Annotated in this window: 30 protein-coding genes, 1 tRNA gene and 1 pseudogene; 28 read left to right on the top strand and 4 right to left on the bottom strand. The window is 61.6% G+C overall.

What is annotated here, in order from left to right:
* Positions 1 to 13: 13 nt before the first annotated feature.
* The 21 genes and pseudogenes from TC41_RS07425 (at position 14) to ndk (ending at position 17042) form a co-directional block, all read left to right on the top strand.
* Positions 14 to 211, top strand: coding sequence for a hypothetical protein (locus TC41_RS07425; protein ID WP_008341062.1), 198 nt, complete (start codon positions 14 to 16; stop codon positions 209 to 211).
* Positions 212 to 322: 111 nt separating this feature from the next.
* Positions 323 to 1123 (top strand): spore cortex-lytic enzyme, encoded by an 801-nt coding sequence (gene sleB, locus TC41_RS07420; protein ID WP_014464405.1) that lies wholly within the window; start codon positions 323 to 325, stop codon positions 1121 to 1123.
* Positions 1124 to 1139: 16 nt separating this feature from the next.
* Positions 1140 to 2384: a PepSY1/2 domain-containing protein gene (locus tag TC41_RS07415; RefSeq protein WP_041695176.1), complete on the top strand. Its 1245-nt coding sequence runs from the start codon at positions 1140 to 1142 to the stop codon at positions 2382 to 2384.
* A gap of 103 nt (positions 2385 to 2487) precedes the next feature.
* Positions 2488 to 3132, top strand: coding sequence for a flagellar brake protein (locus TC41_RS07410; protein WP_237699852.1), 645 nt, complete (start codon positions 2488 to 2490; stop codon positions 3130 to 3132).
* 49 nt (positions 3133 to 3181) lie between these two features.
* A complete protein-coding gene (locus tag TC41_RS07405) occupies positions 3182 to 3655 on the top strand; it encodes a hypothetical protein (protein WP_041695174.1) in 474 nt (157 codons plus the stop codon).
* 53 nt (positions 3656 to 3708) lie between these two features.
* Positions 3709 to 4412 (top strand): annotated as a pseudogene (gene cmk, locus TC41_RS07400) ((d)CMP kinase).
* 84 nt (positions 4413 to 4496) lie between these two features.
* Entirely contained in the window at positions 4497 to 5006 is a 510-nt protein-coding gene (locus tag TC41_RS07395) for a lysophospholipid acyltransferase family protein (RefSeq protein WP_237699851.1), read from the top strand.
* A 238-nt stretch (positions 5007 to 5244) separates the two neighbouring features.
* Positions 5245 to 6402, top strand: a complete 1158-nt coding sequence (gene rpsA, locus TC41_RS07390; RefSeq protein WP_041695173.1) for a 30S ribosomal protein S1 — start codon at positions 5245 to 5247, stop codon at positions 6400 to 6402.
* A gap of 100 nt (positions 6403 to 6502) precedes the next feature.
* Positions 6503 to 7033: a hypothetical protein gene (locus TC41_RS07385; RefSeq protein ID WP_014464397.1), complete on the top strand. Its 531-nt coding sequence runs from the start codon at positions 6503 to 6505 to the stop codon at positions 7031 to 7033.
* A gap of 77 nt (positions 7034 to 7110) precedes the next feature.
* Entirely contained in the window at positions 7111 to 8445 is a 1335-nt protein-coding gene (der, locus tag TC41_RS07380; protein ID WP_014464396.1) for a ribosome biogenesis GTPase Der, read from the top strand.
* Positions 8446 to 8468: 23 nt separating this feature from the next.
* Positions 8469 to 9083 (top strand): glycerol-3-phosphate 1-O-acyltransferase PlsY, encoded by a 615-nt coding sequence (gene plsY / locus TC41_RS07375; protein WP_041695172.1) that lies wholly within the window; start codon positions 8469 to 8471, stop codon positions 9081 to 9083.
* Complete coding sequence (locus TC41_RS07370) at positions 9080 to 10117, top strand: NAD(P)H-dependent glycerol-3-phosphate dehydrogenase (protein ID WP_041695171.1); 1038 nt, start codon at positions 9080 to 9082, stop codon at positions 10115 to 10117. The genes plsY and TC41_RS07370 overlap by 4 nt, the downstream gene beginning before the upstream one ends.
* 67 nt (positions 10118 to 10184) lie before the next feature.
* Positions 10185 to 10565, top strand: a complete 381-nt coding sequence (gene gcvH, locus TC41_RS07365) for a glycine cleavage system protein GcvH (RefSeq protein WP_014464393.1) — start codon at positions 10185 to 10187, stop codon at positions 10563 to 10565.
* Between the two features lie 266 nt (positions 10566 to 10831).
* Entirely contained in the window at positions 10832 to 12310 is a 1479-nt protein-coding gene (spoIVA, locus tag TC41_RS07360) for a stage IV sporulation protein A (protein WP_014464392.1), read from the top strand.
* Positions 12311 to 12449: 139 nt separating this feature from the next.
* Entirely contained in the window at positions 12450 to 13499 is a 1050-nt protein-coding gene (locus TC41_RS07355) for a zinc-dependent alcohol dehydrogenase family protein (protein WP_041695170.1), read from the top strand.
* 173 nt (positions 13500 to 13672) lie between these two features.
* Positions 13673 to 13749: transfer RNA gene (locus TC41_RS07350), tRNA-Pro, on the top strand.
* A gap of 61 nt (positions 13750 to 13810) precedes the next feature.
* Entirely contained in the window at positions 13811 to 14044 is a 234-nt protein-coding gene (gene mtrB, locus TC41_RS07345; protein WP_014464390.1) for a trp RNA-binding attenuation protein MtrB, read from the top strand.
* 70 nt (positions 14045 to 14114) lie between these two features.
* Positions 14115 to 14822: a heptaprenyl diphosphate synthase component 1 gene (locus TC41_RS07340; RefSeq protein ID WP_237700064.1), complete on the top strand. Its 708-nt coding sequence runs from the start codon at positions 14115 to 14117 to the stop codon at positions 14820 to 14822.
* Position 14823: 1 nt separating this feature from the next.
* Entirely contained in the window at positions 14824 to 15528 is a 705-nt protein-coding gene (locus tag TC41_RS07335) for a demethylmenaquinone methyltransferase (RefSeq protein WP_014464388.1), read from the top strand.
* Positions 15529 to 15540: 12 nt separating this feature from the next.
* A complete protein-coding gene (locus TC41_RS07330) occupies positions 15541 to 16506 on the top strand; it encodes a polyprenyl synthetase family protein (protein WP_014464387.1) in 966 nt (321 codons plus the stop codon).
* Positions 16507 to 16583: 77 nt separating this feature from the next.
* On the top strand, positions 16584 to 17042 hold the full coding sequence (gene ndk / locus TC41_RS07325; protein WP_014464386.1) for a nucleoside-diphosphate kinase: 459 nt from the start codon (positions 16584 to 16586) through the stop codon (positions 17040 to 17042).
* Positions 17043 to 17077: 35 nt separating this feature from the next.
* On the opposite strand, the gene TC41_RS07320 is transcribed toward ndk, so the two are convergent.
* A complete protein-coding gene (locus TC41_RS07320) occupies positions 17078 to 17947 on the bottom strand; it encodes a patatin-like phospholipase family protein (RefSeq protein WP_014464385.1) in 870 nt (289 codons plus the stop codon).
* Between the two features lie 52 nt (positions 17948 to 17999).
* Between TC41_RS07320 and TC41_RS07315 the strand changes: the two genes are divergently transcribed.
* The 5 genes from TC41_RS07315 (at position 18000) to TC41_RS07295 (ending at position 20574) form a co-directional block, all read left to right on the top strand.
* Positions 18000 to 18743 carry a CheR family methyltransferase gene (locus TC41_RS07315; RefSeq protein ID WP_014464384.1) on the top strand — a complete coding sequence of 248 codons (744 nt, stop codon included), beginning with the start codon at positions 18000 to 18002 and terminating at the stop codon, positions 18741 to 18743.
* Positions 18744 to 18839: 96 nt separating this feature from the next.
* Positions 18840 to 19043, top strand: coding sequence for a hypothetical protein (locus TC41_RS07310; RefSeq protein ID WP_008341032.1), 204 nt, complete (start codon positions 18840 to 18842; stop codon positions 19041 to 19043).
* Positions 19044 to 19143: 100 nt separating this feature from the next.
* Entirely contained in the window at positions 19144 to 19599 is a 456-nt protein-coding gene (cbpB, locus tag TC41_RS07305; RefSeq protein ID WP_049784344.1) for a cyclic-di-AMP-binding protein CbpB, read from the top strand.
* 12 nt (positions 19600 to 19611) lie between these two features.
* Positions 19612 to 20325: a biosynthetic peptidoglycan transglycosylase gene (locus tag TC41_RS07300; RefSeq protein ID WP_237700063.1), complete on the top strand. Its 714-nt coding sequence runs from the start codon at positions 19612 to 19614 to the stop codon at positions 20323 to 20325.
* Between the two features lie 12 nt (positions 20326 to 20337).
* The gene (locus TC41_RS07295) at positions 20338 to 20574 is read left to right on the top strand and encodes a biotin/lipoyl-containing protein (protein ID WP_014464380.1); all 237 of its coding nucleotides are present in this window, start codon (positions 20338 to 20340) and stop codon (positions 20572 to 20574) included.
* Positions 20575 to 20576: 2 nt separating this feature from the next.
* Here TC41_RS07295 and TC41_RS17040 read toward each other — a convergent pair whose 3' ends face one another.
* Complete coding sequence (locus TC41_RS17040) at positions 20577 to 20699, bottom strand: hypothetical protein (protein WP_014464379.1); 123 nt, start codon at positions 20697 to 20699, stop codon at positions 20577 to 20579.
* A gap of 290 nt (positions 20700 to 20989) precedes the next feature.
* Here TC41_RS17040 and TC41_RS07290 point away from each other — a divergent pair, with 290 nt between their 5' ends.
* Together TC41_RS07290 and TC41_RS07285 are read left to right on the top strand one after the other, a co-directional pair.
* Complete coding sequence (locus TC41_RS07290; protein ID WP_041695168.1) at positions 20990 to 21826, top strand: ATP-binding protein; 837 nt, start codon at positions 20990 to 20992, stop codon at positions 21824 to 21826.
* A 12-nt stretch (positions 21827 to 21838) separates the two neighbouring features.
* The gene (locus TC41_RS07285; protein WP_014464376.1) at positions 21839 to 23677 is read left to right on the top strand and encodes a nitric oxide reductase; all 1839 of its coding nucleotides are present in this window, start codon (positions 21839 to 21841) and stop codon (positions 23675 to 23677) included.
* Here TC41_RS07285 and TC41_RS07280 read toward each other — a convergent pair.
* Together TC41_RS07280 and TC41_RS07275 are read right to left on the bottom strand one after the other, a co-directional pair.
* Positions 23670 to 24770: a lytic transglycosylase domain-containing protein gene (locus TC41_RS07280; protein WP_014464375.1), complete on the bottom strand. Its 1101-nt coding sequence runs from the start codon at positions 24768 to 24770 to the stop codon at positions 23670 to 23672. The two genes, TC41_RS07285 and TC41_RS07280, sit on opposite strands and share 8 nt — an antisense overlap.
* A 78-nt stretch (positions 24771 to 24848) precedes the next feature.
* Positions 24849 to 25052 carry a hypothetical protein gene (locus tag TC41_RS07275; protein WP_041695167.1) on the bottom strand — a complete coding sequence of 68 codons (204 nt, stop codon included), beginning with the start codon at positions 25050 to 25052 and terminating at the stop codon, positions 24849 to 24851.
* Between the last annotated feature and the right edge of the window lie 146 nt (positions 25053 to 25198).

Raw genomic sequence — 25198 nt, 5'->3', positions numbered from 1 at the left:
AGGAGGGAGCCCTATGCGCGCAGAGTCGTCGTTGTCGGCTCAGGAATCGACACCTGCTGCCCATCGGATTAAGGTGATGATCCGCTGCAGGAAGTGTGGCGAGACGTTCATTCTGCGAGGCACGCGCGACTCAAAAGGCAATATTGAGACGGGATTCAAACGATGCCTGTGCGATAACGACAAGGACTTTGATATCGAGGTCATTGGCTGAGGACGTTGGACGGAATGCGATGTGCCCGGGGCGAACCCGGGCATATTTTTTTGCGTGTCTGCAGACTACGGGGTGTCGCCGGTGCGAGCTTCTGTGAAAGGAGGATGACGAATGAGCAGGGCGAAACGCGCATTCTCGGCATGGGCACTCATCCTCTCCGCGTGGATGGCCGCCGAGCCGTCCCTTGCGACGCCCTCAATTCAAGCGTTCACGGCGCGCAATCTCATTTACGGCAGCACGGGATACGACGTCGACGAACTGCAGGGGCGTCTCCATCTGCTGGGCTACTACTGGGGGCGCATTGATGGCATCTTCGGTTGGAAGACCTATTGGGCTGTCCGCACCTTTCAGTACAATTTTGGACTTCCGGTGACCGGCGAGGTCGACATGCGAACCAAGATCATGCTGGTGAAGGCGACGCCCAATTGGAGCTACAAGATGGACTTTCCCAGTGCTTCTTCGGGTTCGACGTCCTCTGGCGCCGCACAGCGCGCGACCAGTTCCAGTGACGGCACGCTGATTTCTGGGGACGGTTTCACCCATGGGATGGACAACCTGAGTGCGAGCGACCTCAATCTCATGGCCCATGTGGTCTACGGCGAGGCTCGCGGGGAACCGTTTGAGGGCCAAGTGGCTGTTGCAGCGGTGATCTTGAACCGTTTACATGACCCGAAGTTTCCCAAGTCCATTCCGGCCATCGTGTATCAGCCAGGCGCATTTGACTGCGTGAACGACGGCCAGATCAACCTTCAGCCCAATCGAGAGGCGATGCAGGCGGTGATTGATGCGGTCAACGGATGGGATCCCACACATGGCGCTCTCTACTACTTCAATCCTGCCAAGACGTCGAACGCCTGGATGTGGGCGCAACCGGAGCTTGTCATGATAGGTCACCACATTTTCACAGCCTGATGAGGGGGTGAATCTCATGCGCAAATGGACGTGGTGGGCCGGGGCGGCGGCGGCCGTGATCGCGGTAGGCGGCGCGGCCTTTGCATGGGGCGATCACGAGCGAAGCCGGGCGCAGGCGATGTCATCCATGGTGGATGCTGGGTATTCGGGTGCTTTGCGAGCGGCGGTCGCAGACCTCGATGCGCTGCGTGCAGCGCTCGCCTCGGCTTCGATTGTGGCAGACCCTGAATCCTTCCGTCGTCATCTGGCAGACGTGGAGAAATACGCATACGCGGCGCAGTTGGACATGGCGCGAATTCCCGACGGCGGGCCCGATCACCGGGTGAATCAGGAGCTGCATCAGATCGACTACGACGCCGCACATTGGATGACAACAGATGCCGATCCGCACAACGTGACCGTACAGAATACTTTGCGGCATGCGTATCAAACGGTAGGGCGCTTGGAGACGCAGCTCGAGCCCATTGCGTGGCATGCAGGGCCTGTCCTTGACGGCAGAACAGGCACCGAACTTGCGCCATCCGTGCGCAATGCGCTTGCCCGAGTCCAGGCGAGTGTGGTGCAACCGAGCGCTGCGCCGAAGCCCGCCCCGGCCTCAGCGAGCAAGGATGCGGCGCCTTGGATTCGGAGGGCCGAGCAGGTGGCGGGCGAGCGAGTGGACCAGGCGAAGGTCAGTGATATTCGCGATCCGCGCAACGGTTCGTATATCCTGGTGACCGGCTCCGTCAGGGGACGGCCTGTGCGCATCGAGTTTGCAAAGACGGGAACGCTCGCCAGTTACCGCTTGACGCGCCCGAATGGTGAGCCTCGAGTGGATCTGGCAGATGCAGCGGGCGTCGCGTCTCGTTGGTTGAAGAGGATTGGATTGTCGAACATGGTGCGGACTTACGCCAGTCAAGTGGACGGCATTGCCAGGTTTACCTATCAACCCGTCGTCCAAGGTGTCCCGGCACTGGATGCGAGTTGCAGGGTCGTTGTAGCGCTGGACGACGGCGAGGTGATTGGATTTTACGATCGCGGCAAGTGGCCTCCAAAGACTCTTCCGCCTGCTCCCCATCCGCTGTCTGAGAACGCTCTTCGCGCGCGCCTCGGTCCACAGTTTCACGTTCAGGACGAGCGCCGCGTTTTGGCAGAGGATCCGAACGGGCGATGGGTTCAAGCCGTCGCGTTTGACGGCACCCTCGGCGGCAGCGACGAGCCCTACCGCGTGGTTCTCGACGTCTCAACGGGGCACGAGTTGAGCATCGAACGCTTGACATAATTCGAGGCTTTTGGCGCAATCGAGCCTTTCTGCCGATGTTTCCCCGCAACCTCCCTTTCTGCGTGTATAATAAGGCAGGAGATTGGAAGGGATGGGGAACGGTATGCCCATAGTGCCACCGATAGGGGCCCCGTTGCGCGTCCGCGTCGTGGGAGACAACTCTGAGAACAGTTATAAGTCGCGCGTTGCAGATCTCGATGACGAATTTCTGTATGCGGACGTTCCCGTCCACCAGGGAACTGGGCGAGAGATGGAGGTCCATGTCGATGCGACGTGGATGATCGAATACGCCGCTTCGGAGAACGATGTCTACCAATATCGCTCTCGCGTCTTGGGGCTGTCGTACATTCCGACGCCGGCCGTACGCTTGGTCCACCCGCTCAGGGGCTCGGACTTAGTGCGCATTCAGCGCCGGGAATATTTTCGCGTTTCTTTGGACGCGCAGGTTAAACTCACCTGTTTGCGCACCGGAGAGAGTTATCTCGTTCAGGCTATTGACATTAGCGGTGGGGGACTGGCAGTTCGCGCGAAGGATGCCGTCGATATCGTCTACCGGGATCGGGTCCATGTCGATGTGACCCTGCCGTATACGGGATACCGGCTGCAGGCCCTTTGTCAGGTGGTGCGTATAGAAGCGGAAGGGACGGGCCGCACCCTATCGATGCAGTTCGTGGATATCCCAGAGCGCGTGCGCGATCAGGTGGTCCGCTACACCTTTATCCGACAGCGCGCGCTGAGGAGAAGATAGATTCATAGCGCGTCCCGCGGCGCATACGTTTAGCTGTGGAGGGATGTCCATGGCGATTCAACGGATGCGCCGCATGCTGGACGATATCTTGGTTCCTGTCGCGCTCGGGACCCTGACCACGCTCGTGCTGGCTCAGTTGGCCATGCAGATGCCGCGGGTGAGGGAGCGGGTAGAAGCCATGGCGCGATCTCGGCCGGTCATGGCCATGCAAACGGGGACACCGCCGGGGCTTCAGGGGGCGACCGGAAGCATCATCCTGACGGCGGACAGTGCGGAACGGGCGGCGAATGTGATTGTCTTCCGAAACGGCGTCTCGCTTGGGCCGTTTACGACGAACGAGATGCAGATTCTCGTTCACGCAGGTGATGTGATCTCGTTTCGCGACGCGACGCCCCAGGGCCCGCCGGTCACGCTGTATGTTCGAGACGGCTCGAATGACATGCTCTATCCGGTGACGGGAGAGACCATCACACTCGGCGGTGGCACGGCGACCGCTTCACTCGAGCCCGTGGCCTTTTTCTGAACGTTAACCGCATTGCCGAGCCTTTTCCGGTTGTGTTACCATCGAGAAAATGAGTGATCGAACCGGAAGGAGGTTTCGACGTGGCACCTGTGACCATCGCCATCGACGGACCTGCAGGCGCCGGGAAGAGCACGGTTGCGAAGCGGGTCGCGGAGCGGCTGAATCTGATGTATGTCGACACAGGCGCCATGTATCGTGCCGTCGCGTATCTCTGCGCACAAGAGGGGATTGATGTCCACTCTGAGCGCGCTGTCGAAGCCGTTCTCGACGCTCACCGCGTCTCGTTTGAAGAGGGGGAAGACCGCACGCTGCAGGTACTCATCGACGGGGTGAACGTCACGTCCAGACTCCGCGCCCCGGAGGTCAGTGCGTTGGTCTCCACGGTTGCCGCGCACCCTCGGGTGCGCCAATTGTTGACCGAATGGCAGCGCGCGTTCGCCGAGCGCCATTCCGTTGTGATGGACGGGCGGGACATCGGAACGGTGGTTCTGCCTCACGCCACGGTGAAGGTGTTTCTCACAGCCGCGCCGGAGGAACGAGCGCGCAGGCGCCAGGAAGAGTACCGGCGCATGGGCTATGAAGTGTCGCTTGACGAGATGGTCAAAACGTAATCGAGCGGGATCGCAAGGATTCCGAACGGGCCGTCGCTCCGCTTCGCATGGCCGAGGACGCGGTGCGGATCGATTCCACGGACAAGAGCATTGAATCCGTAGTCGAGGAGATCGTGCAGTTGGTGGAGAATGCGCATGTCCGGTGAAGCCAGCGATTTGCCCCGTACGCCCTTTTACCGCTTCGCCCGGGCGGTCGTTACCGCGTTTTTCGTACGTGCTTTCGCATTCGTGTGGAGGGTTTGGAGAGGCTCCCGCGTGAGGGAGGCGTCATCATTGCGTCGAATCATCTTTCGAATTTCGATCCTCCCCTTCTAGGGATTCTGGTCCCGCGATACATACGGTTCATGGGCAAGGCCGAACTGTTTCGCATCCCTGTGCTTCGGCGCATCTTCCTCTCGCTTGGAGGTTTTCCCATCGAGCGTGGCCGCGTGGATCGGCGCGCCATCCGCACGGCGATTGATGTACTGCAAAGCGGAACTTGCCTTGTGATGTTTCCTGAAGGGCACCGGTCGCGAACGGGCAAACTCGGACCGCTACAACCCGGAATCGCCTCTATCGCTAGAAAAGCGGGCGCGGTGATTCAGCCTGTGGGTATCCGAGGACGGTATCGCTTGTTCGGGCGCATCGAGGTGAAGTTTGGACATCCCATCGATGTGCGGGAAGAGCCGGACGAGCAGATCATGCGAAATCTCCGAGACCAGTTGCTTCGGCTGACCGGCGGTCAGGAACAATCGAGCTGAAGGGCGAGCGTTTTCCTCAGCGTTTTCCTTGTGGCGCAACTGTGTTACAGTAAGCGTATGAAAAGTTGGTGCCGCAATTCCAAAACAGCGTTTGCGGCTTGTCCAATTTGGTATGCTATAGGTACCCTTTGTGGAAGGTCAACGTGGGCTTGGCGTCGCGATGGCGCATGCGAAGAAACGCCGACTCCTGTCGCGCGTTGCCATCATAAAGTGACCAATGAAACGGGAGGCCATTGACATGTCAGAGGATTTGCGTGAAATGTTGACCGATGCGGCGGTTCGCGAGGGGGACGTGGTGACCGGCGAAGTGACGGCCGTGGATGATCACGGTGTGACCGTCGCGCTGCCTCACGGTTATGAGGGGCATATATCGCCGCAGGAGTTGTCGGCGGTGCCGGGAACGCATCCGAGTGATGTCGTGAGCGTGGGCAGCACGGTGACGGCGCAAGTGCTGAAGGTCGACATGGAATCCGGCCATGTGACGCTTTCAAAGCGGCGCGCTGAACAGGCGTCTGCGTGGGAGCGAATGCAGCGATTGCTGGAAAGTGGAGAGCCGATTGAGGTGGAGATTCGGGACGTCGTCAAGGGCGGCCTCGTGGCAGACGTCGGCGTCCGCGCGTTTATTCCGGCGTCTTTGGTGGATCGCCACTTCGTCGAAAACCTCGAGCAGTTTAAGGGGCAGAAGCTCCGCGCCAAAGTGATTGAGGTCGATCCGCAGAAGAACAAGCTGATCCTCTCGCGGCGCGCCGTGTTGGAGGAAGAAAGCGAGGCGCGGGCAAGGAAGCTGTTCGAAGAGTTGAAGCCGGGAGACGTCATTGAGGGAACGGTGCAGCGGCTGACCGACTTCGGCGCGTTTGTCGATGTGGGCGGCGCCGACGGGCTGGTCCACATCTCCGAACTGTCGTTTTCCCACGTCAACCATCCATCCGAAGTGGTGCGCGAGGGCGATCGAGTCAAGGTTCGCGTGCTGCGCGTAGATCCCGAGGCCGGTCGCATTTCGCTGTCCATTAAGGCGGCGCTGCCGGAGCCCTGGGAAACGTACGCTCACGAGTTTCAACCGGGAGACGTCGTCCAAGGAGTGGTGCGCCGAGTGTTGGATTTCGGTGCGTTTGTCGAGCTCCGCCCCGGCTTGGAAGGGCTGGTTCACGTTTCTCAGATCTCGAACGAGCGCGTCGATAAGCCCTCCGATGTCCTTCAGCCTGGCCAAGAGGTGACAGTCCGCGTGCTGAGCGTGGATCCGGAGCGCAAACGCATTTCGCTGTCCATGCGGGATTCGTCTCAGCCGCGAGGCGGCCAAGGGCGAGGGGGGCGGCGAGATCGCAGGCCGACTGAGCCTCGCAACGAAGGCGCCTCTGGCCCAACGCTCGGCGATCTGTTCGGCGATTTGTTTAAGTGACCATTGCTTCGTGCAAGACCCCGCCTGGAAGGCGGGGTTTTCTCGCGCTGAGGCCTGTGGCCGCGTAGAATCTCCGTGTGAAGCGTAGGGGCGTTGTGGCGTGCAGGATGCGATGATGTGGCTGGTCCCGGCGGCGATTTGGCTCTCGCTTTGGCCGCCTTCTTCCATCGCGCCTCGCTGGGTGGTGAGGGCCGCCATCGCAGGATGTTTGGCGGCTTGGCTGTTGAGGTGGTTCATTCCAGAATGGGTTTCGCCGACCATCTGGCTGGCGGTGTCGATATATGAAATGGTGAGCCTATCCGGCATGAGATGGCGTCGCGCGACTGGCGCAGCGTTCGCCGCCATCGCTGCGATGGTGGCCTGGCCGAGGATGGCCCCGTTTGCAGATTGGGGCGGTATCCCGCCAGAGGTGTGGGCAGCGGCGATGGTGGGCGCTGCGGCTTCTATCGTCTCTCCGGCCCCGTCCACTCGGGCGCTGGCAAGCGTGGGACTCGTGTTAGCCGGATGGGTGCTTGGGCGAGACGCGTTGGAAATGGCCACCGTGTTTGTGTTTGCCGCGACGTTTGAGCTGTGTCGACTGCTGACATCCGCTCAGGCGTGGCGCGGATCGAGGGAAGAAGCGGGCCGTTGACGTTCGCCGCGAATTCCGGGATAATGGGCTGCTGACCTTGCGCGCATGGGATAGAGAGGATCGGAGGTGACGAGATCATGGCCTTGCCTGTAGTGGCCATTGTAGGGCGTGCGAATGTCGGGAAATCGACCCTGTTCAATCGGCTCGTCGGCCGGCGAGTTTCCATTGTCGAGGACACGCCCGGCGTGACAAGAGATCGGATCTATGGAAAAAGCGAGTGGAACGGCGTGCCGTTTCGCGTGATCGACACCGGCGGCATCGAGATGGATGAAGAAGACGAGATGGGAAACCTCATCCGCGTGCAGGCGCAGATCGCCATTGACGAAGCGGACGTCATCTTATTTGTCGTCGACGGGCGTCAGGGCGTCACACAGGCGGACGAGCACGTAGCCCAGGTGTTGCGCCGAGCACGCAAACCTGTGGTGCTCGGCGTCAACAAGCTCGATCACGTCCAACAGCACGCGCTAAGCTACGAATTTTATCGGCTCGGCTTTGGAGAGCCGATTCCGTTTTCGGCCGAGCATGGCCGCGGCACAGGTGATTTGTTGGATGCCGTCGTCGCTGCGCTTCCGAAGGCGAGCGGCGAGGATGAGGACGAAGATGCCATTCGCATCGCGTTCATCGGGAGGCCCAACGTGGGCAAGTCGAGCTTGGTGAACCGGTTGCTGGGCGAGGAGCGCGTGATGGTCAGCCCGGTGGCGGGAACGACTCGCGACGCGGTGGACACGCCGCTCGAGCGCGATGGTCAGGCGTATGTGCTGGTGGACACCGCGGGCATGCGGCGAAAAGGAAAAGTGTACGAGCGCATCGAAAAATACAGCGTGCTGAGGGCGCTTCGGGCTTTGGACAGGGCGGATGTCGCCTTCGTGGTGCTCGACGCAGAGACCGGGATTGTGGAGCAGGACAAGCGAGTCGCGGGCTACGCATTGGATGCCGGATGTGCCATCGCGTTTGTGGTGAACAAATGGGACGCCATTGAGAAGGACGACAAGACCGCGCATCGATTCGAGGAGAAGATTCGGGAGGAATTCCCGTTTCTTCGGTTTGCGCCTGTGATCTTTGTCTCCGCGCTCACGGGGCAGCGAGTGGGTAAACTGCTGGACGTGGCTAAGGAACTTGCCGAATATCACGCGATGCGCGTGCCAACCTCAACATTGAACCGAGTGCTCGCGGACGCTCAGGTATCCGTTTCACTGCCCTCGAAGGGCGGGCGGAGGCTTCGGATCTATTACGGCACGCAGGTCAGCGTGAAGCCGCCCACGTTTGTGATTTTTGTCAATGACACGGAGTTGAGTCACTTCTCGTACGAGCGTTATCTCGAGAATCAACTTCGAGAAGCGTTCGGCTTTCGAGGCACGCCGATTCGCATTGTGTTGCGGGCGCGTGACGAAGCGCAGTCGGGCTCGTCTTGAGGCCTGCGAGGGAGCGTTGGTGAATGGCTTGGTCTGGGCTGTTGTCAATGATCGTCGCGTATTTGATAGGCTCCATCTCGACGAGCACGCTGGTCGTCCGGTGGGTCAGCGGTCGCGACATCCGTTCTGAGGGAAGCGGAAACGCAGGCGCCACCAACACGATGCGCACCGTCGGTCTCAAATGGGGCGTGTTGGTGCTTCTGTTCGATGGGCTCAAAGGCGCCATCTCACTGTGGATCGCGAACGCGCTGGCGCCGCACGCCATGTCGGCGCTGGCTCTGTCTGCCGTGGCCGTCGTCGTGGGGCACAATTGGCCCGTATTTTTTGGATTTCGCGGCGGGAAAGGCGTTGCCACGACCATCGGCGTGTTGTTGTGGCTCGCGCCGCTTCCCGCTGTGATCGCCGGGCTCGTCTGCCTCGCCGTGATCGCCCTCACGCGGTACGTATCGCTCGGCTCGCTCGTGTTCGTGTGCGTGGTTCCCATTCTGATTGCGGTGTTTCACTTCGAGGGATGGATCTTTGCGGCTAGCGTGGTGCTCGCTGCACTCGCTGTGTACCGCCATCGCTCGAATATCGATCGGTTGTTGCACGGCACGGAGCGGAGAATTTTTGAGCGGACGAGCGAGGGTGTGCGATGAAAGCGTGCATCTTGGGGGCGGGCAGTTGGGGGACTGCCCTGGGTTCGGTGTTGGCGTGGAATGGCTGGGACGTGTCGATCTGGGCGCGGCGATCGGAGGTCGTTGAAGACATCAACCTGCGCCGACGTAACGAGCGCTACCTTCCCGGCGCCGTCCTGCCTGAAGGCCTAAAGGCCGTTCTCGGCGCGAAAGAAGCGCTTTCAGGAGCCAGGCTCGTGGTGTTAGCCGTGCCATCTGCGTCCGTCGCGGAGGTTCTGCCGCTTCTTCGTGATCTGGACGATCACGCCCTTATTGTGCATGCGGTGAAGGGGTTTGTGCGCCCGGACAATCTGCGGGTGAGTGCCTGGCTCGAAAGAGAAATGCCGGGAATTGAACGCCGTCTCGCTGTGATTTCCGGCCCGTCCCACGCGGAAGAGGTGGTGCGGCAGATGCCGACGACGGTCGTCGTCGCGAGCGCAAGCAAGCGCGTAGCTGAATGCGCACAGGACGCGTTTATGACCGATCGATTTCGCGTGTACACGCAGGCGGATGTGATCGGCGTGGAGCTGGGTGGCGCCCTCAAAAATATCATTGCGCTCGGCGTGGGCATGGCCGAGGGCCTGGGGCTTGGAGATAACACGAGAGCGGCGCTGATGACGCGAGGACTCGCCGAGATCACGCGCTTGGGTGTCGCACTCGGCGCGTCTCCGCTGACGTTTTCGGGCCTCGCCGGGATCGGCGATCTCATTGTCACCTGCACGAGCGAGCACAGCCGCAACCATCGCGCAGGCCGCTTGTTGGCGAAGGGCCTTCCTCTGCCGGAGGTGCTTGACGCCATCGGCATGGCGGTGGAGGGTGTGAACGCGACGTTTGCCGCCAAGCAACTAGCGGAAACATACGGCGTGGAAATGCCCATCACTCACGCCATCGAGCGGGTGCTGATGGGTGACATTTCGCCGAGCGAGGGGATCGAGTTGCTCATGACGCGAGACAAAAATCACGAGATGGAAGTGGTCGGGGCTCAACCGCTGACGGCGGAGTTTCGACTGCCTTGACCGAGATGGCGGTGATGCAGGGGATCTGGTACACTACCTTCGGTGAACCGGGGAGGGAGGCCTGTTCGTGAACATTCCTGAGGGACTTAAGTATTCGCGCGAACACGAATGGGTGCGGGTCGACGGATCGCGCGCCTACATCGGGATCACGGATTATGCGCAGGACGAACTAGGCGACATTGTCTACGTCGAATTGCCGGAGAAGGGCGCCGAGCTCAAGGCCGGTGAGACCTTCGGCACGGTAGAGTCCGTGAAGACGGTCTCCGACTTATACGCGCCGGTCAGCGGGCGCGTCATCGAAGTCAATGAGGCGCTCGCCAACGCGCCGGAGAAGGTCAACGAGTCGCCGTACGAGGAAGCTTGGATGATTGTCGTCGAAATGTCGGACCCCTCAGAACTCGAGGCGCTGTTGGACGCTGAAGCGTACCGTCAACACATTCAGCGCTGACGATGCTGGGGATCCGCGCCTTCGAGTGCGTGGATCCCTTGTCTGCTCCGCTTCTCCTCTTGTCGTGGTTCTACCTCGATTCTCTCTCCCGTATACATAGTGGCGTCAGGGACGAGGCGCTCTGCTTCGCGAAGCATACCGGCCTTTGCGCCGCATATATTGGCTACTGTCCATCGATTGCGTGACGGTCTACGTGGATTGTCGGTGGGCCGGGGCGAGGCATGCGTTCATGCTGTCCACGCCGGTCATCTCGAGGAGGGAGAATCGTGGAAAAATTCGACGTCTTTCAAGACATTGCGGAGCGGACGGGGGGCGATATATACCTCGGCGTGGTCGGCCCCGTGCGCACTGGCAAATCGACGTTTATTAAGAAGTTCATGGAACTCATTGTCATCCCCAACATTCAGGACGAGGCCGACCGCGCCCGCGCCATCGACGAACTTCCCCAGAGCGCCGCGGGGCGCACCATCATGACGACAGAACCCAAATTCATCCCGAATCAAGCGGTCCAAGTGCACGTCGCGGAAGGGCTGGACGTCAACGTTCGCATCGTCGACTGCGTCGGCTATGCGGTCGAGGGCGCCCGCGGTTACGAGGACGAGAACGGGCCGCGGATGGTCACGACCCCGTGGTTTGACGATCCCGTCCCGTTTCAGGAGGCAGCTGAGATTGGCACGCGCAAGGTGATTGCGGACCATTCGACCATCGGCATCGTCGTCACAACGGACGGGTCCGTGGCCGAAATTCCGCGCGAAAACTACGTCACGGCTGAGGAGCGCGTGGTCGCCGAACTGAAGGAACTCGGCAAGCCGTTTGTCATGATTGTCAATTCGGTCACGCCGGATCACCCGCGCGTGCTCCAGCTTCGGGAGGAGCTTGCTGCGAAGTACGACGTGCCGGTCCTGGCTCTCTCCTGTGCCACGTTGACGACGCACGAGATCTACTATGTGCTTCGCGAGGCGCTGTACGAGTTCCCGGTCAAAGAGGTCAACGTCAACCTGCCGAACTGGGTCATGGTGCTCGATCCCGATCACTGGCTGCGCCAGCAGTTTGAAGAGGCCGTCCGCGAGACCATCCGGGACATCCGCCGCGTGCGCGACATCGATCGCGTGGTTGCCCAGTTCGCGCAGTACTCGTTCGTCTCGTCCTGCGGTCTCGCCCACATGGACATGGGCCACGGGATTGCCGTCATTGAACTGGACGCGCCGGATGAACTGTACGATCAGGTGCTGACGGAGATCGTCGGCGTGCAAATCACCGGTCGCGACCAGCTGCTGAAGATGATGAAAGAGTTCACGTACGCAAAGCGCGAGTACGACAAGGTGGCGGACGCGCTGCGCATGGTGAAGCTCACGGGATACGGCATTGCGCCGCCTGCGCTCGAGGAGATGACGCTCGACGAACCGGAGCTTATCAAACAAGGATCTCGGTTCGGCGTCCGGCTCAAAGCGACAGCTCCTTCGATTCACATGATCCGGGTGGACGTGGAGAGCGAGTTCGCGCCGATTGTCGGTACGGAGAAGCAGTCGGAGGAGCTCGTGCGGTATCTGATGCAGGACTTCGAAAAGGACCCACTCAAGATCTGGGAGAGCGACATTTTCGGCAAGTCCCTTGCGGCCATCGTTCGAGAGGGCATCTCGGCAAAGCTGTCGCTCATGCCGGAAAGCGCGCAGTTCAAGCTGAAAGAGACCCTGCAGCGCATCATCAACGAGGGCAGCGGCGGTCTCATCGCTATCATCCTATGAACGCATTTCAAGTTCCCGCCCGTTCCGCGCGATCGGGCGGGCTTTGTCGCGTCTCCGGGCACGCATGAAAGCGGACATGCGCTCATAGACATGGAGAGGACGCAGGTCCGACCAAACGAAAAGGGAGCGTGGACAAGCCGTGAAAGCAGCGAGAATGGTAGGCTTTCGCGAGCCACTCGTCATTGAACGCGTGCCGGATCCGACACCGGGGCCAGAGGACGCCGTCATCCGGGTGGAGGCGACCGGCATCTGTCGAAGCGACTGGCATGGATGGATGGGGGACTGGACGTGGCTCGGGCTGTCGCCGCAGTTGCCCATCACGCCCGGTCACGAGTTCGGCGGCGAGATCGTCGCGTTGGGGCGCGAGGTGCGCGATTTTCAAGTCGGCGACAAGGTGACGGTGCCGTTTCACTATGCGTGTGGGCACTGTGAATACTGTCACGCGGGCGTGCCAAACCGGTGCGATCACGTCGGTATCTACGGATTCAGTTGGGACGGCAGCTTCGCAGAGTATGTGGTCGTCCGCAACGCGAACTTGAATCTGATTCGCCTGCCGGAAGGCGTCGACGCCCTGACGGCGGCCGCGATCGGGTGTCGATTCATGACCGGATATCATGGCGTCATGCGGGGCGGTGTCAAGCCTGGACAGTGGGTGGCCGTGCACGGCGCGGGCGGCGTGGGCCTCTCGGCCATTCAGACGGCGTACGCGGTGGGCGCTCGTGTCATCGCGGTGGACGTGGACGACGAGAAGCTGGCTAAGGCGCGCGCGGAAGGCGCGTGTGAGGTCGTCAACGCCAAAACGCAGCCTGTAGTGGAGGCCATCCGGGAGATTACCAAGGGCGGGGCCCACGTGAGCATCGACGCGCTTGGGATCCGGGACACGGTCCTGAACTCCGTGTTGAGCCTTCGCAAAGGAGGAAGACACGTCCAAATCGGGCTCACCACGTCGCAAGAGGGCGGCTTTGTGCCCCTTCCCATGGATCTCATCACCAGTTGCGAGATTGAAGTGGTGGGGAGCCTCGGCATACCGCACCCGGACTACGCGGGGCTCCTCGCACTGGTGGCCGAAGGCCGCCTGAGGCCAAGAAACCTGGTGGAGCGAGAGGTCCGGCTCGAAGAGGTCAACGAAGTGTTTGACAAGATGACGAGATTTGAAACCAAAGGTTTCAACGTGATCACAACCTTCTGATTCGGCGCGGCGATGGCGTGGCTCAAGGACAGGCCGCGTCATCGCCGTGTGAATGAGCGAGGCTTCAGGTCGACGCGCAAGCCAACTCCAACACACAGAGGCCTCATGCTCTTGCACAAACGGGAGGTGCGTGTTACAATCATCAACGGCTTCACGAAAAGAGCGAAGAACGTCGGGATGTGGCGCAGCCTGGTAGCGCGCTACCTTGGGGAGGTAGAGGTCACGGGTTCAAATCCCGTCATTCCGACCAGTGACCAGCGTGTTGAACGCTGGTCTTCGTATTTTAGGCGGATTCGAAGGAGGCTGCGGCCTTGGCTGACACGCCCTACAGCGGCGACTACGTGGTCATTCGGGCGCTCGAAAATGGAGTTCAGGTCAACGGCATGACGCGTGGCCCGCAGACGCGGTTTCACCACGCAGAGAAGTTGGACAAGAGTGAAGTCATGATCGCGCAGTTTACAGAGCACACCTCGGCCATCAAAGTCCGAGGAAAAGCGGTCATCTACACGAGGTACGGGATCGTGCGGACCGACGAGGACGCGTGAGCGTCCACCATTTATGATATACTATCCGCAGCATACGAGGGTCGGCCCGTTCGAAGGAGATGACACCGGCTTGACGGACGCTCGGGAGGCAATGTTTCAACGCGTCGCGCGTTGCGCCAAGGCGCATATGGATCACGACTACTTGGCCAAGCGGAAGGTCCGCCAGGCGGTGAGTCCATTTCATTTCCATCTCGGTTATGCCATCCTGCAGTCGGCTGCGGTGCCCGAGAGCGAGGCAGAACGGGTGCTCACCGCCGTGCTCTTGCTGGAGCAAGGGCTTTCCATTCACGACGAGATCGATGAGTGGGGCGCGGCGGAACAAGGACTCGTGGTGTTGGCCGGGGATTACGATAGCAGCAAATACTACTTGATCCTCGCTGAACTCGGAGATCGCCAGCTCATGCATGAGTTGTGCGAGGCGGTCGTGCGGATCAACGAAGCGAAGATGGATCTGCTGATGGCATCGCCGCTGTCGCTCGACGTGTATGTGGAACGCATGTCGACCATCGAGGCGGAGCTGTTGCGAGCCTTGGTACGCCATTATCACCCAGACCCGGGGCCGTGGATGGCGAAAGTGGAGGAGGCGGTGCGGCACCACGTCCTGGCCGGTGGGGCGAAGGTTCGCGTGTTTACGCGCGGCACCGTTTCCTCCCGGGCGCGCGAAGGTGTTGTGCTCACGCCCAAAGACGCAGCCCGGCTACGCGGGACATGGTCCGTACTGGACTACGCCCTTCCCGAAGAGCCACAAGGGCTTCAGGCCGCGGAAGGGAAGCGTTGAGATGCACGGAGACAAATCGGCTTACGTTCACGACGTCTTTTCGAAGATCGCGCGGCGCTACGACGCGATGAACTCGGTGTTGAGCTTCCAGCAGCATCGGCTGTGGCGCCACTATGCGATGCGCCAGTTGCCCCTGACGCCGAACTCTCAGGTGCTCGACGTAGCTGCAGGCACAGGCGCGTGGACGTTTGCCATCGCCAAGCGGCTTGGACCCGAGGGGCGGGTCATCGGGCTCGACTTCACGGAGGCCATGCTGGAGGTCGCGGAAGAGAGGCTGGAGCGGTTCGCGTTTCGCGATCGCGTCCAATTTGTACACGGCGACGCGATGAACCTCCCGTTCCCAGACAACACCTTTGACCTATGCACCATCGGCTTTGCCCTGCGCAACATGCCGAGTGCCGAAGGCTGTTTGCGCGAGATGGCCCGAGTGGTGAAGCCGGGCGGCGCGGTGGTCTCGCTCGAGCTGTCGAAGCCGGAGGCCGCGTGGTTTCGGCGGCTGTACTACTTTTACTTTTACCGCATTCTCCCCAAAATCGGGGAGCTTGTGGTGGGGGATCGAGCGCCGTACGCCTGGCTGCCGGAGTCGCTCATCGACTTTCCTGATCGGAAGGGACTCGAGGAGATGTTTCGACGCGTGGGCTTGCGCGACGTTTGGAGCCGCCCGCTGACGTTTGGCATCGCGGCCTTCCACATCGGATGGAAATGAGGAGCGGTCGGCGTGGAATTCCATGAAATCTATCTTCTGTACCGCCAAGAACTCGATCGCGTCGAACGGCTGTTGGACGAGCGTGCGCGCGCGGATCACGCGGATCTCGCAAAAGCGGGACGGACGCTGCTCGAGGCCGGAGGCAAGCGGATTCGTCCTCTGTTTGCGCTCATCTGCGGCCTCGGCGAGCGCGAATGGTCTGAAGATGTTGCCAAGGTCGCCGCGGCGCTTGAGATGATTCACATGGCGACGTTAGTGCATGACGACGTGATCGACCGTGCCGACCTCCGGCGAGGCAGGCCCACGGTCCGGAAGAGTTACGGCAATCTGGCTGCGATGTACACGGGCGACTACTTGTTCGCTCGCGCCATTCAGCTGCTCGCCGAAGTGGACAACCTGGAAGTTCACCGGCTGATGGCGAAGGGCATTGTGCTCTTGTGTGAGGGCGAGATCGAACAGATTGAGGACTTTTACAATTGGTCGCAAGGCGTGATGACGTATCTGCGCCGCATTCACCGCAAGACGGCGCTGCTCATCTCGCTGAGCTGTCAATTGGGTGCGATGGTGGGAGGCGTTCACCCGCGCGAGGTCGCGGCACTCGCGCGATTCGGACACGCGGTCGGGATGGCGTTTCAGATTGTGGACGACTTGCTCGACTTCACGGGAGCAGCGGAGATTGTGGGCAAACCTGTGGGCGGAGACCTGCGCCAGGGAAATTTGACGCTGCCGGCGCTGTTGGCGTCGTCTCGCCCGGGGATTGGTGAGCGCCTCAGGGCCTTGGTGCGCGAGGGGATGCGCGAGGAGGAGGCCGAGGAAGCCATTCAACTCGTTGTGGCGTCGGGAGCGCTTGCGGACGCGGAACGCCTGGCAGAGCGATATCTCGAGAAATCGAGGGAGCTCCTGCAAGGGGTAGGCCGTGAAACGGTCCGCGAGCAGTTGATGGGCCTCACCTCGTTCATCCTTCGCCGACAGTACTGACTTGCATTGAGCCTGGCGAATTTCTTACAATAGCGCCGTCTGTGGCCTGCCCGCGGACAACAAGCACAGAGCGAGGGATGGAAGACATGGCCCGTGAACAGACATTTGTCATGGTGAAGCCCGACGGCGTACAGCGTGGACTCGTCGGTGAAATTGTGGCGCGATTCGAGCGCAAGGGGCTGAAGCTCGTCGCTGCCAAACTCGTACAGGTTTCGAAGGAGCTAGCGGAGTCGCATTATGCGGAGCACCGCGAGCGGCCCTTCTTTGGCGACTTGGTTCAGTTCATCACGTCGTCGCCTGTGTTCGCCATGATCTGGGAGGGCGAGAACGCCATCGCCGTAGTGCGTGCGATGATGGGCAAGACCAATCCGGCTGAGGCCGCTCCCGGCACGATTCGCGGCGATCTCGGCCTCACAATCGGCATGAACGTCGTGCACGGTTCCGATTCGCCCGAGAGCGCGAAGCGGGAGATCGAGCTATGGTTCCCGGAGGGTGCGCTGACGTACGAGCGAACCGTGGACGCCTGGTTGGCGTGAGATGGCCCGCGCTTATGCGCGGGTTTTTTCATGCGTCACGAACGCACAAAGTTGCGAATCGCCTCGGCTTGTTGTTCTACACACGCGCGCCCCGCGCGAATGTACCCCGGCAGGCGCTCAAACGGGTGTCCCTTGATTGCGCTCAGGTCGGGTTCCAGAAGGAGCACCGAAGGGGCGTCGAGATCGTTGTCAATCGATTCTCGCAGGAGAATGTCGAAGGCGCGGAGAAAGACGTCGATCATGGTTTTGGGGCGAAATTCGGCGGGGAGTCTGTACAGATTGACAGCGAGAATCCTGCGACACCCGAGTTGGCGCAGCACGGAGACCGGCACGTAGTGGCGCATGGCGCCGTCCACGAGCAGGTAGGGACCGTGCTGCACAGGACGAAACACGCCAGGAAGCGCACAACTGCCAGCGACGGCTATCGCTATGGCTTCGGTTCGTTCCACGGCATCTAGTCGGAGGTCATTCGGCGTGAAGACGATGGGGCGTCCAGAGATGAGGTCCGTCGCGAGCACAAACACCGGCATTTGAGGCCGGCGGTGTGCGAGGAGGCGCTCGACGTACTGGCGAAAACGCACGCCGCGTAACAGGGCCGGCGGAACAGGATCTCGAGTGGCACCCATGCCGAGGCGGCTGGCCGCGAGGGCCAAGGCGGACTGCACGGCGGGAAACCCATAGTCTACAAGGCGCCAACCGGGAAATGAGCGAACCAGTCGCTCGAGATCTTCGGAGCGATAGCCGTATGCGTACAGGCATCCGACAAGTGATCCCGCGCTCGTGCCTGCGATGGCGTCCGGGCGGATGCCCAGCTGATCAAGTGCGGAAAGCACGCCCACGTGCGCCGCGGCTTTGAGCGTGCCTCCGGAGAGCGCGATGCCGAGATCCCACTTCGTGTCCCCCAAAGAAATCCCCGCCTTTATGGAGTGAGTCATCCTGGACCCGTATCTTGAGTTTGTGGAGCGCGTTCGACGATTGACCGGGATCGATCTGAGTCATTACAAGCGGCCCCAGATGGAGCGACGTCTAGCCCACCTTCGAGATAGGCGCGGTTTCTCGGACTTCGCGTCCTATGCGGCCGCGCTCTCGTGCGACGCCTCGCTTCTCCGGGAACTGGTGGATCGCATCACGATTCAAGTGTCAGAATTTTTTCGGAACCCCGAGCGATGGGCCGATCTCAAGGCGAAGCTTGAGGTTGTCGCGGCCTCGCCCTTTCGCGCATGGAGCGCGGGTTGCGCCCACGGTGAGGAGCCTTATAGCCTGGCCATGGTCTGTGCCGAACTTGGGCTTCACGCCGATATTTGGGCCACGGATGTGGACGAGCGGGCGCTCGAACAGGCTTTGCACGGCGTCTATTCGCCCCGCGCCTTGGCGAATGTATCTCCGGACCGCCTGCAACGCTTTTTTGAGCCAACGCCGGAAGGATGGCGTGTGTCGGTTGCGGTCCGGCAGTGCGTCCGCTTCGAGCGGCACAATCTTCTCGCCGATCCGTATCCTCGCGATCTCGATCTCATCGTATGCCGAAATCTCCTGATCTATTTGACTGATGCCGCCAAACAGCGGATCATCGCGGGGTTTTCTCAGGCGTTGAAGCCGGGAGGTCATCTGTTCGTGGGAAGCACCGAGCAGTTGGTCGGGATGGATGCGTGCGGGCTTCGCCTTGTCGCACCCTTCCTCTATCAAAAAGCCGACGGGCCTTGAACCCAAGGTGAGCGAGGCGCGTCCTTGGGGTCGAATAACGCCGTCCTTGCGTGGTCATGATAACAGATGGGAATCCATGCGAAGGAGGCGAGAGCCATGGCGGACGAACGCGGCCACACGCCTGTGTCGGATGGCAACCAGGCGCACGGGAGCGAGGTCTACCTGGATTCGGTGTACGACGGGATTGACCGGTTGCAGCAGGACGGAGGCGTCGCACCCGAGATCGCGCATGAACGGCTGGACCCGGCTGTCGTGCCGCCGCCCGACATGACGCACCGTCGCGTGGGACCCGTGTCGTGATGGGAGGCGCGGCGTCGCCGTATCGGCGGCGACCGCGTTCTGGTAAAATACGAGGCGAACACCGACAGGCACAGTCTGTGCTTCAAGGAGACGTTCGTCTATGTCTATGGAGACTATGCAGTCTTTGACGTTGCAGGACGAGGACATTGCTCGCCTCATCATCGACGCGGACGATGTGGCTTGCGTACATCCGCAGCACAGCGCGGAGCATGCGCTGTTGGTTTTGATTAAATCCGGCTATTCGGCCATTCCTGTCGTGACGACGGACGGGCGGGTGGTGGGCATCATCAGCAAGACACTCATCCTGGACCGGATTCTGGGGCTCGAGCGCATTGAGTTTGAGGCGCTTTCGACGTTCACCGTCCAGGATGTGATGCGCACGGACTTTCACCGCATCGGGCGATGGGAGCCGTTTCTGCGCGCACTTCAACTCAGCATCGACGCGCCGTTTTTGTGCGTGGAAGACGAGAGCGGAAAGTTCGTCGGGCTGCTCACGCGCCATGGCATTCTCGCTTATCTGAACGGGGTGATACGCAAGGGAATAAAACGGCCCTGAGGCGGTGAGCGATTGAGACGCGGTTTCAAGCGCGGGTGGATGCGGGCGCTTCTCGGCCTGGTGGCCTTCTGGGTCGGGCAGGACGTATACTTTCACACGTTGAATCCTATCGCCACGCGCGTGAGGCAGGCGGCGGCCGTGCGCATGCTCGACAAGCATGTGCATCCCATCCGATACGGCCAAATCCCCGCCGTGTTTCGCCAGGCCGTGATCGCCACCGAGGACCGGCGATTCTGGTCCGATCCCGGCATCGATCCCATTGGGATTGTGCGAAGCGTCGTGGTGGATGTGGAGCGCGACGGCTACGTGGAAGGCGGGTCGACGTTAACGCAACAATTGGTCGACAACACGCTTCTGGGCAAGCAAAAAACGCTTCGGCGAAAGCTGCTGCAGGCGTGGTACGCCATCGGCCTGTACGACACCATGTCCAAGCAAGAGGTCTTCACGCTGTACACCAACGTCGTGTACTTTGGCCACGGCGCGTACGGGTTGTATAATGCCTGTGAGACGTATTTTGGCAAGCCGCCGTGGGATTGTAACGCGGGTGAGCTCACGCTCGTGGCCGGACTGCCGAACGCCCCCTCCGCATACGACCCGTTGACCCATTACGCCCTTGCGCGATCTCGTCAACAGGTGGTGCTGGAGAACATGGTGGACGACGGCCAGCTTTCGCCGTCTCAGGCGCAGGCCATATGGCGCGAGCCCATTGAACTTCGGGCGGATTGAAGGAGGGTTCACATGGTGGAGGTACGCCTGCCCCAACTGGGGGACAGCGTCACCAAGGCGGTCGTCACGTCCTGGCTGAAGGCGGAGGGCGACCGCGTCGAGAAGGACGAGCCGTTGCTTGAGGTGACGACGGACAAGGTGACCGTCGAAGTGCCCGCGGAAGTGAGCGGGGTGTTGAAGGAGATTGTCGCCAAAGAGGGCGATCACGTCCGCATGGACGATGTACTCTGCCGGATCGAGGAAGGTTGAATTCACTCGCGCCGGCGCGGTTTCGCAAAGTACACGATGAGAACGGCAGCGACGAATGCCACGATGAACCATGCAATGAACACCATGTCGTAGCCCCCAGCGCACCTCGGTTTCACGTTGCGCACTTAATCTTGCTCGCTGGGGCGCATTTCATGCGCTCGTCGCGCCACGGAAAACGGGCCGCCCGGCGGGGCGGCCTTTCCGCATGCTCAGCAGGTTGCGGGGGCGCCGTACGCGGGCACCAACAGGAAGAACAGCACGAAGATGATCAGAAACACGACGGCCCACTGCGTGTAGCTACCAAACACGCCGTACATATCAGCCACCTCCTCTTCGCGGTTCTGGCATATCGTACGCCACGTGAGATCCACGCGCTAAGGACACGTGCCCGGATTCAGAAAGGGGTGAGGGACGCATGGACATCGACAGCGGACGGGAGGCGCCGATCACCAGCCGGGGTTCGCCGCGCTTTCTTGCGAATAGCCCCCACCTGGTGGACGACGCGGAAGCCGCGCTTCGGCTCGGCAAGCACCTGTTGCTGCGCGGTCCCACAGGGAGCGGCAAAACGCGCCTCGCCGAGGCGCTTGCGGAAAGGCTCGGCCTCGAGATGGAGTCTGTGAACTGCTCGGTCGATCTCGATTTAGAGGCCCTTCTTGGCTATCGGACGCTCGGGATTGCCGAAGGCAGAACCGTCGTTGAATACGTCGAAGGCCCCGTCATTCGGGCGATGCGGCTCGGCCGTATGCTGTACATCGACGAGCTCAACGTCGCTCGGCCCGAGGTCCTGCCCGTTTTGCACGGTGCACTCGACCACCGCCGCCAACTGACCAATCCGCTGACTGCCGAGCTGGTGGAAGCCCACCCGAACTTCTGCGTGATTGCGGCCATCAACGAGGGGTACGCCGGCACCTCGCCCCTCAACGAAGCCCTGCTGAACCGTTTCGTCGTATTCGACGTGTCCTACGTCCAGGGCGACGTGCTGGCAGAATTGATTCGCGAGGCCACCGCGCTATCGAGCCGAGATCACGTCGAACGGTTCGTTCGCCTGTCGGCCGATCTGGTCCGGGCAAGCGAAGTCGGGGAACTCCCTGTCGAAGCCGCGTCCATTCGCGCTCTTTTGGACGCGTGCGACCTCTCGACACAGATGCCGCCCCTGCGGGCGATTCGCTATGCCATCGCCGGCAAACTCAGCGATCCGCGGGAACAGGATCTGGTCATGGAACTCGCGTCGAGCTACTTTGGCGGCGCATAGGGAGGCGGGCGGATGTTTCGTTTCACGAGTCCATACGAGGACGAGCCTTCGCTCTCGCTGTACACCGGCCTCGCTCGCGCTCTGTCGCGCAACGCCCGCCTTTGTTGCAGGTATGGCCGCCTCTCAAGCATCAACCTCGCTACAGGTGTCATCGAGTTGCCCGATGCGTACCGGACCGCAAGTGGGGCGGAACGGCGGGCGCTTGAGCGCGCCGAGGTGTACCTGCGCGCTGGAGGTAGCGTTCGGCTGACCGATGTGGCGGCCCTGTTCAGCGCGCGCCGCGAGTCGGAGAGATGCCAAGCCCCGAAGCTTGCTTGGCAATGGCTTATGACCGTCGAGGACGCGCGCCTGATGTTCTGGCTTTCTCGAGAGCGGCCACGCGTCGCAAGGCTCTTCGCCAAGCGAATGGCCTTTCATCGCAGCCGCGTCCGAAGGCAGGCCGCATGGAGATCTCGAGACGGTGGCCGGATCGACATCGCCGAGTGCGTCTACTTGGAACTGTTGGCGGAACTTCTCGGGCGCTCGATGAGCGTGCGCAGTGCGCTCTCAGGCGACACCCTTCTCGCTGCCGCGTGGGCCGCGGATCGCCTAAGCGAGGCGATGGCGCGGCGGAGCGTGGAAGATTTGGCCGAGATCTGGTTGGATCTCGCCCCGGGAGCCTCTCGCGACACGGCAGATCTGGAGGGCTTTCATACGCCCTCGCGATCACGCCATGCGCTTCGCCACAGTGAACCCGTCGAAGGCGCGTCGAATCCGCGCGTGGAGATCTGGACGCGACCCCGGGACGAGGAACGCGGAGCCTTGCTCCAGGGACCGGCGAAAACGGGCTCCCGCGCGGCGCCGACCGCTCGAGCGGGGCGGCTGGGTGACGATGACGTCGCGCAGGTGGGACGAACGGCATTCGCTCGCCTGTCAGGCCCGCCGCGGCGCAGCCACACTCGCGGGGAACACGAGGGACGACTGGAGGCCGACGAGGCGCCTCGCGCCGAACAGGGGCTGGATGCGGACTACGCCATCCGAGAGCGCGGCTACGTTCCCCCGACGCCTGAGGCTCAAGACTGGCTTCGGTCCGTGCGCCGCGCGCAGGCGCGGGATCGACGTCGGCTTCAGAGCCTCCTCGCGAAATATCTTGAGCGCCGCCGAGCTTGGGGAGGCGGGTTGTCGCGCCATGGGCGCACGCTGAAGCACGTGGAGCGCGTCGCGTTCGAGCCGTATCCGCGCGTGCTGGCGAGAAAAGAGCGGCCTCTGGCGCACGACGCAGCCGTGCAGATCCTCATCGACGTCTCGGGCTCCATGGAACCGTACCTGCCCGCGTGCAAAGAAGCCGTTGTGATGCTCGGGGATGTGTTGCGCGCACTGGGCGCGTCGTTTGGCGTCTCGGCCTATTGGGAAGACGATGCCCCGATGGGCGCTTCGCGCCTGGAGACGGTCATCTGGGACGTCGTGCCGTTTGAAAAGTCGCGCGATCCCGGCGCGCTCGCCGCGGTTTGGGCGCTTCGACCGGAACTGGACAATCGGGATGGCGCGGCGATACGGCACGTCGCAGCGCGCCTGGCGCGGTTTGCGCAGGCGTCGAAATGGATGGTTTTGGTGAGTGACGCGAGGCCGGCTGCCGAGGGATACGAGGGAGGCTACGAGGACACGCGGCGCGCGGTGGCAGAGGTCCGCGCTCGGGGTATCGAGGTCGTGCACCTCGTCGTGGCGAGCGATGTGGATGCGGCCCTCGTCGACGCCGTGCGTTACCTGTACGGGCACGCGTTCGCCATCGCGAGAACGCCCAACGACGTGCCACTGGCGATGGAGCGCGCGCTCAAGCAGATTTTGCGCGGGGCCATCTCCGCCGTCAGGTGACTGCCAAGTGCAGGACGTCCTCGACGTAGCTCGCCGAGTGATTGTACGTCCAAATGGCGTAGTACGGATCTGAACTGAATCCTTCCCGGTGCAGCATGTTCGCGGCCGAGTAGATGGCGTCCTCGACGTTGTGGATGTTCGCAACTTTATGGCCTGGGGCAGGGACCCCGAAGATGGCAAAGGTCGATGGCATGAACTGCATAGGTCCGATGGCGCCGGCGTACGATTCGATGTCGCCGTCCGTGCTGAAATCCGTCTCGACTTTGTGGATGGCGGCGAGCACGGTCCAGGGAATGTCGTACTTGGCGCCGGCCGCCTTGTAGATAGGGATCAGCCAAGACGGTGCTTCGCGCAACAGCACGCTTTGTGCCTGCGATCCGCCGAAGGCGCTGGAAGGCTCGATGACGAGCCGTTGGCCGGGATAGATGGCCGCTTGGGTCAGGTGATTCGCGCTGCAGATGGCGGAAATCGAGACGCCAAAGATGTTCGAGATCTCCCAAAGCGAGTCCCCCGGTTGGACCGTGTAGGTCAGGCTCGGCACGAGAGGCGAGGAACTCGCTTTCGGCGACTTCGGCAACGCGAATGGGCGGTGAACGCCCGCGGGCAGACGCAATACCTGTCCCACTCGAAGAACTGTGGAGTGAAGGTGGTTATCGCGCATCAATTCCGCCACGGTCGTGTGATGGGTTTCGGCAATGCTCCACAGGCACTCCCCTGCGTGGACGCGGAGGAGTGTCGTTCGAACGGGCTTCTTCGCCACCGCGCTCGCACCACGAAGGTGGACGGCGGATGCGTGGCGCATCTCCGCGTGCCGCATCTCCACCTGAACCATCGGGGCACTCATCGGACGGTGCACGAGGTGGACGTCGAGCGCGCCCGAGTGGGACGGTTCCGCCGAAGGCGCGCGGTGTGCCGTCCATTCCACTCGCGGCAAGAGCGAGAGGCTCGAGGAGCGCTCGGGCGCTGTGCGGGCGTCGACGACGGGGGCTACGGTTTCCGGCGCCCGGTTCGCTCGGTCGCCCGTCCAGAGTCCGACGGCAGCGACAAACGCGAGGGCTCCGGCCATGAGGGCCTGCCAACGGCGGCCAAACATTCGCATCTCCCCTTTGACACAGCCTCGCGGCCTGTTTTATGGAGAGATGTACGCGCTCGAGGGGACAAGTATGACAAGCTAGTCGGACCGATGACTCCATTCGACGGCTTCGAGCAACAGCCCGGCGAGTTGCTCCGCGTCAAGCGGGCAGAATTCCATCTGTACATCGTGGTCCGGTCCAAGGATTTGAATGATATAATCGCACCCGTGAGCGCAGGGCGACGTATGCCAAACCGCGGCTTCGCGGCCAACCACTCGGTAGGTGTAAGGGACGTTGGACATGCTGAAAGCACCTCTTGTTCGGGCGAACGAGCCCATCTTTGTTATGGCCCGTTCGCATACGGCGCAAACGCCGCATAGGGCAAGGTCGCGCCGAGAAAGTTAAAATGAGGTGAGTTGGCATGCGCACCCTGGATAAGTTGCTGTAT

The organism is Alicyclobacillus acidocaldarius subsp. acidocaldarius Tc-4-1 (assembly GCF_000219875.1).
GTDB classification, from domain to species: domain Bacteria; phylum Bacillota; class Bacilli; order Alicyclobacillales; family Alicyclobacillaceae; genus Alicyclobacillus; species Alicyclobacillus acidocaldarius_A.
The sequence above is the reverse complement of the archived record's forward strand: the minus strand, read 5'-3'. Positions and strand labels throughout refer to the sequence as shown.

Excerpts from the sequence above, each read along its gene's own strand:
- TC41_RS07425 (WP_008341062.1), top strand. The coding sequence starts at position 14 with ATGCGCGCAGAGTCGTCGTTGTCGGCTCAGGAATCGACACCTGCTGCC.
- TC41_RS07295 (WP_014464380.1), top strand. The coding sequence starts at position 20,338 with ATGGTGGAGGTACGCCTGCCCCAACTGGGGGACAGCGTCACCAAGGCG.
- sleB (WP_014464405.1), top strand. The coding sequence starts at position 323 with ATGAGCAGGGCGAAACGCGCATTCTCGGCATGGGCACTCATCCTCTCC.
- TC41_RS07335 (WP_014464388.1), top strand. The coding sequence starts at position 14,824 with ATGCACGGAGACAAATCGGCTTACGTTCACGACGTCTTTTCGAAGATC.
- der (WP_014464396.1), top strand. The coding sequence starts at position 7,111 with ATGGCCTTGCCTGTAGTGGCCATTGTAGGGCGTGCGAATGTCGGGAAA.
- TC41_RS07410 (WP_237699852.1), top strand. The coding sequence starts at position 2,488 with ATGCCCATAGTGCCACCGATAGGGGCCCCGTTGCGCGTCCGCGTCGTG.
- rpsA (WP_041695173.1), top strand. The coding sequence starts at position 5,245 with ATGTCAGAGGATTTGCGTGAAATGTTGACCGATGCGGCGGTTCGCGAG.
- TC41_RS07415 (WP_041695176.1), top strand. The coding sequence starts at position 1,140 with ATGCGCAAATGGACGTGGTGGGCCGGGGCGGCGGCGGCCGTGATCGCG.
- TC41_RS07285 (WP_014464376.1), top strand. The coding sequence starts at position 21,839 with ATGTTTCGTTTCACGAGTCCATACGAGGACGAGCCTTCGCTCTCGCTG.
- TC41_RS07280 (WP_014464375.1), bottom strand. The coding sequence starts at position 24,770 with ATGTTTGGCCGCCGTTGGCAGGCCCTCATGGCCGGAGCCCTCGCGTTT.
- TC41_RS07405 (WP_041695174.1), top strand. The coding sequence starts at position 3,182 with ATGGCGATTCAACGGATGCGCCGCATGCTGGACGATATCTTGGTTCCT.
- ndk (WP_014464386.1), top strand. The coding sequence starts at position 16,584 with ATGGAAGACATGGCCCGTGAACAGACATTTGTCATGGTGAAGCCCGAC.
- TC41_RS07370 (WP_041695171.1), top strand. The coding sequence starts at position 9,080 with ATGAAAGCGTGCATCTTGGGGGCGGGCAGTTGGGGGACTGCCCTGGGT.
- TC41_RS07310 (WP_008341032.1), top strand. The coding sequence starts at position 18,840 with ATGGCGGACGAACGCGGCCACACGCCTGTGTCGGATGGCAACCAGGCG.
- cbpB (WP_049784344.1), top strand. The coding sequence starts at position 19,144 with ATGTCTATGGAGACTATGCAGTCTTTGACGTTGCAGGACGAGGACATT.
- TC41_RS07275 (WP_041695167.1), bottom strand. The coding sequence starts at position 25,052 with ATGTCCAACGTCCCTTACACCTACCGAGTGGTTGGCCGCGAAGCCGCG.
- TC41_RS07290 (WP_041695168.1), top strand. The coding sequence starts at position 20,990 with ATGGACATCGACAGCGGACGGGAGGCGCCGATCACCAGCCGGGGTTCG.
- plsY (WP_041695172.1), top strand. The coding sequence starts at position 8,469 with ATGGCTTGGTCTGGGCTGTTGTCAATGATCGTCGCGTATTTGATAGGC.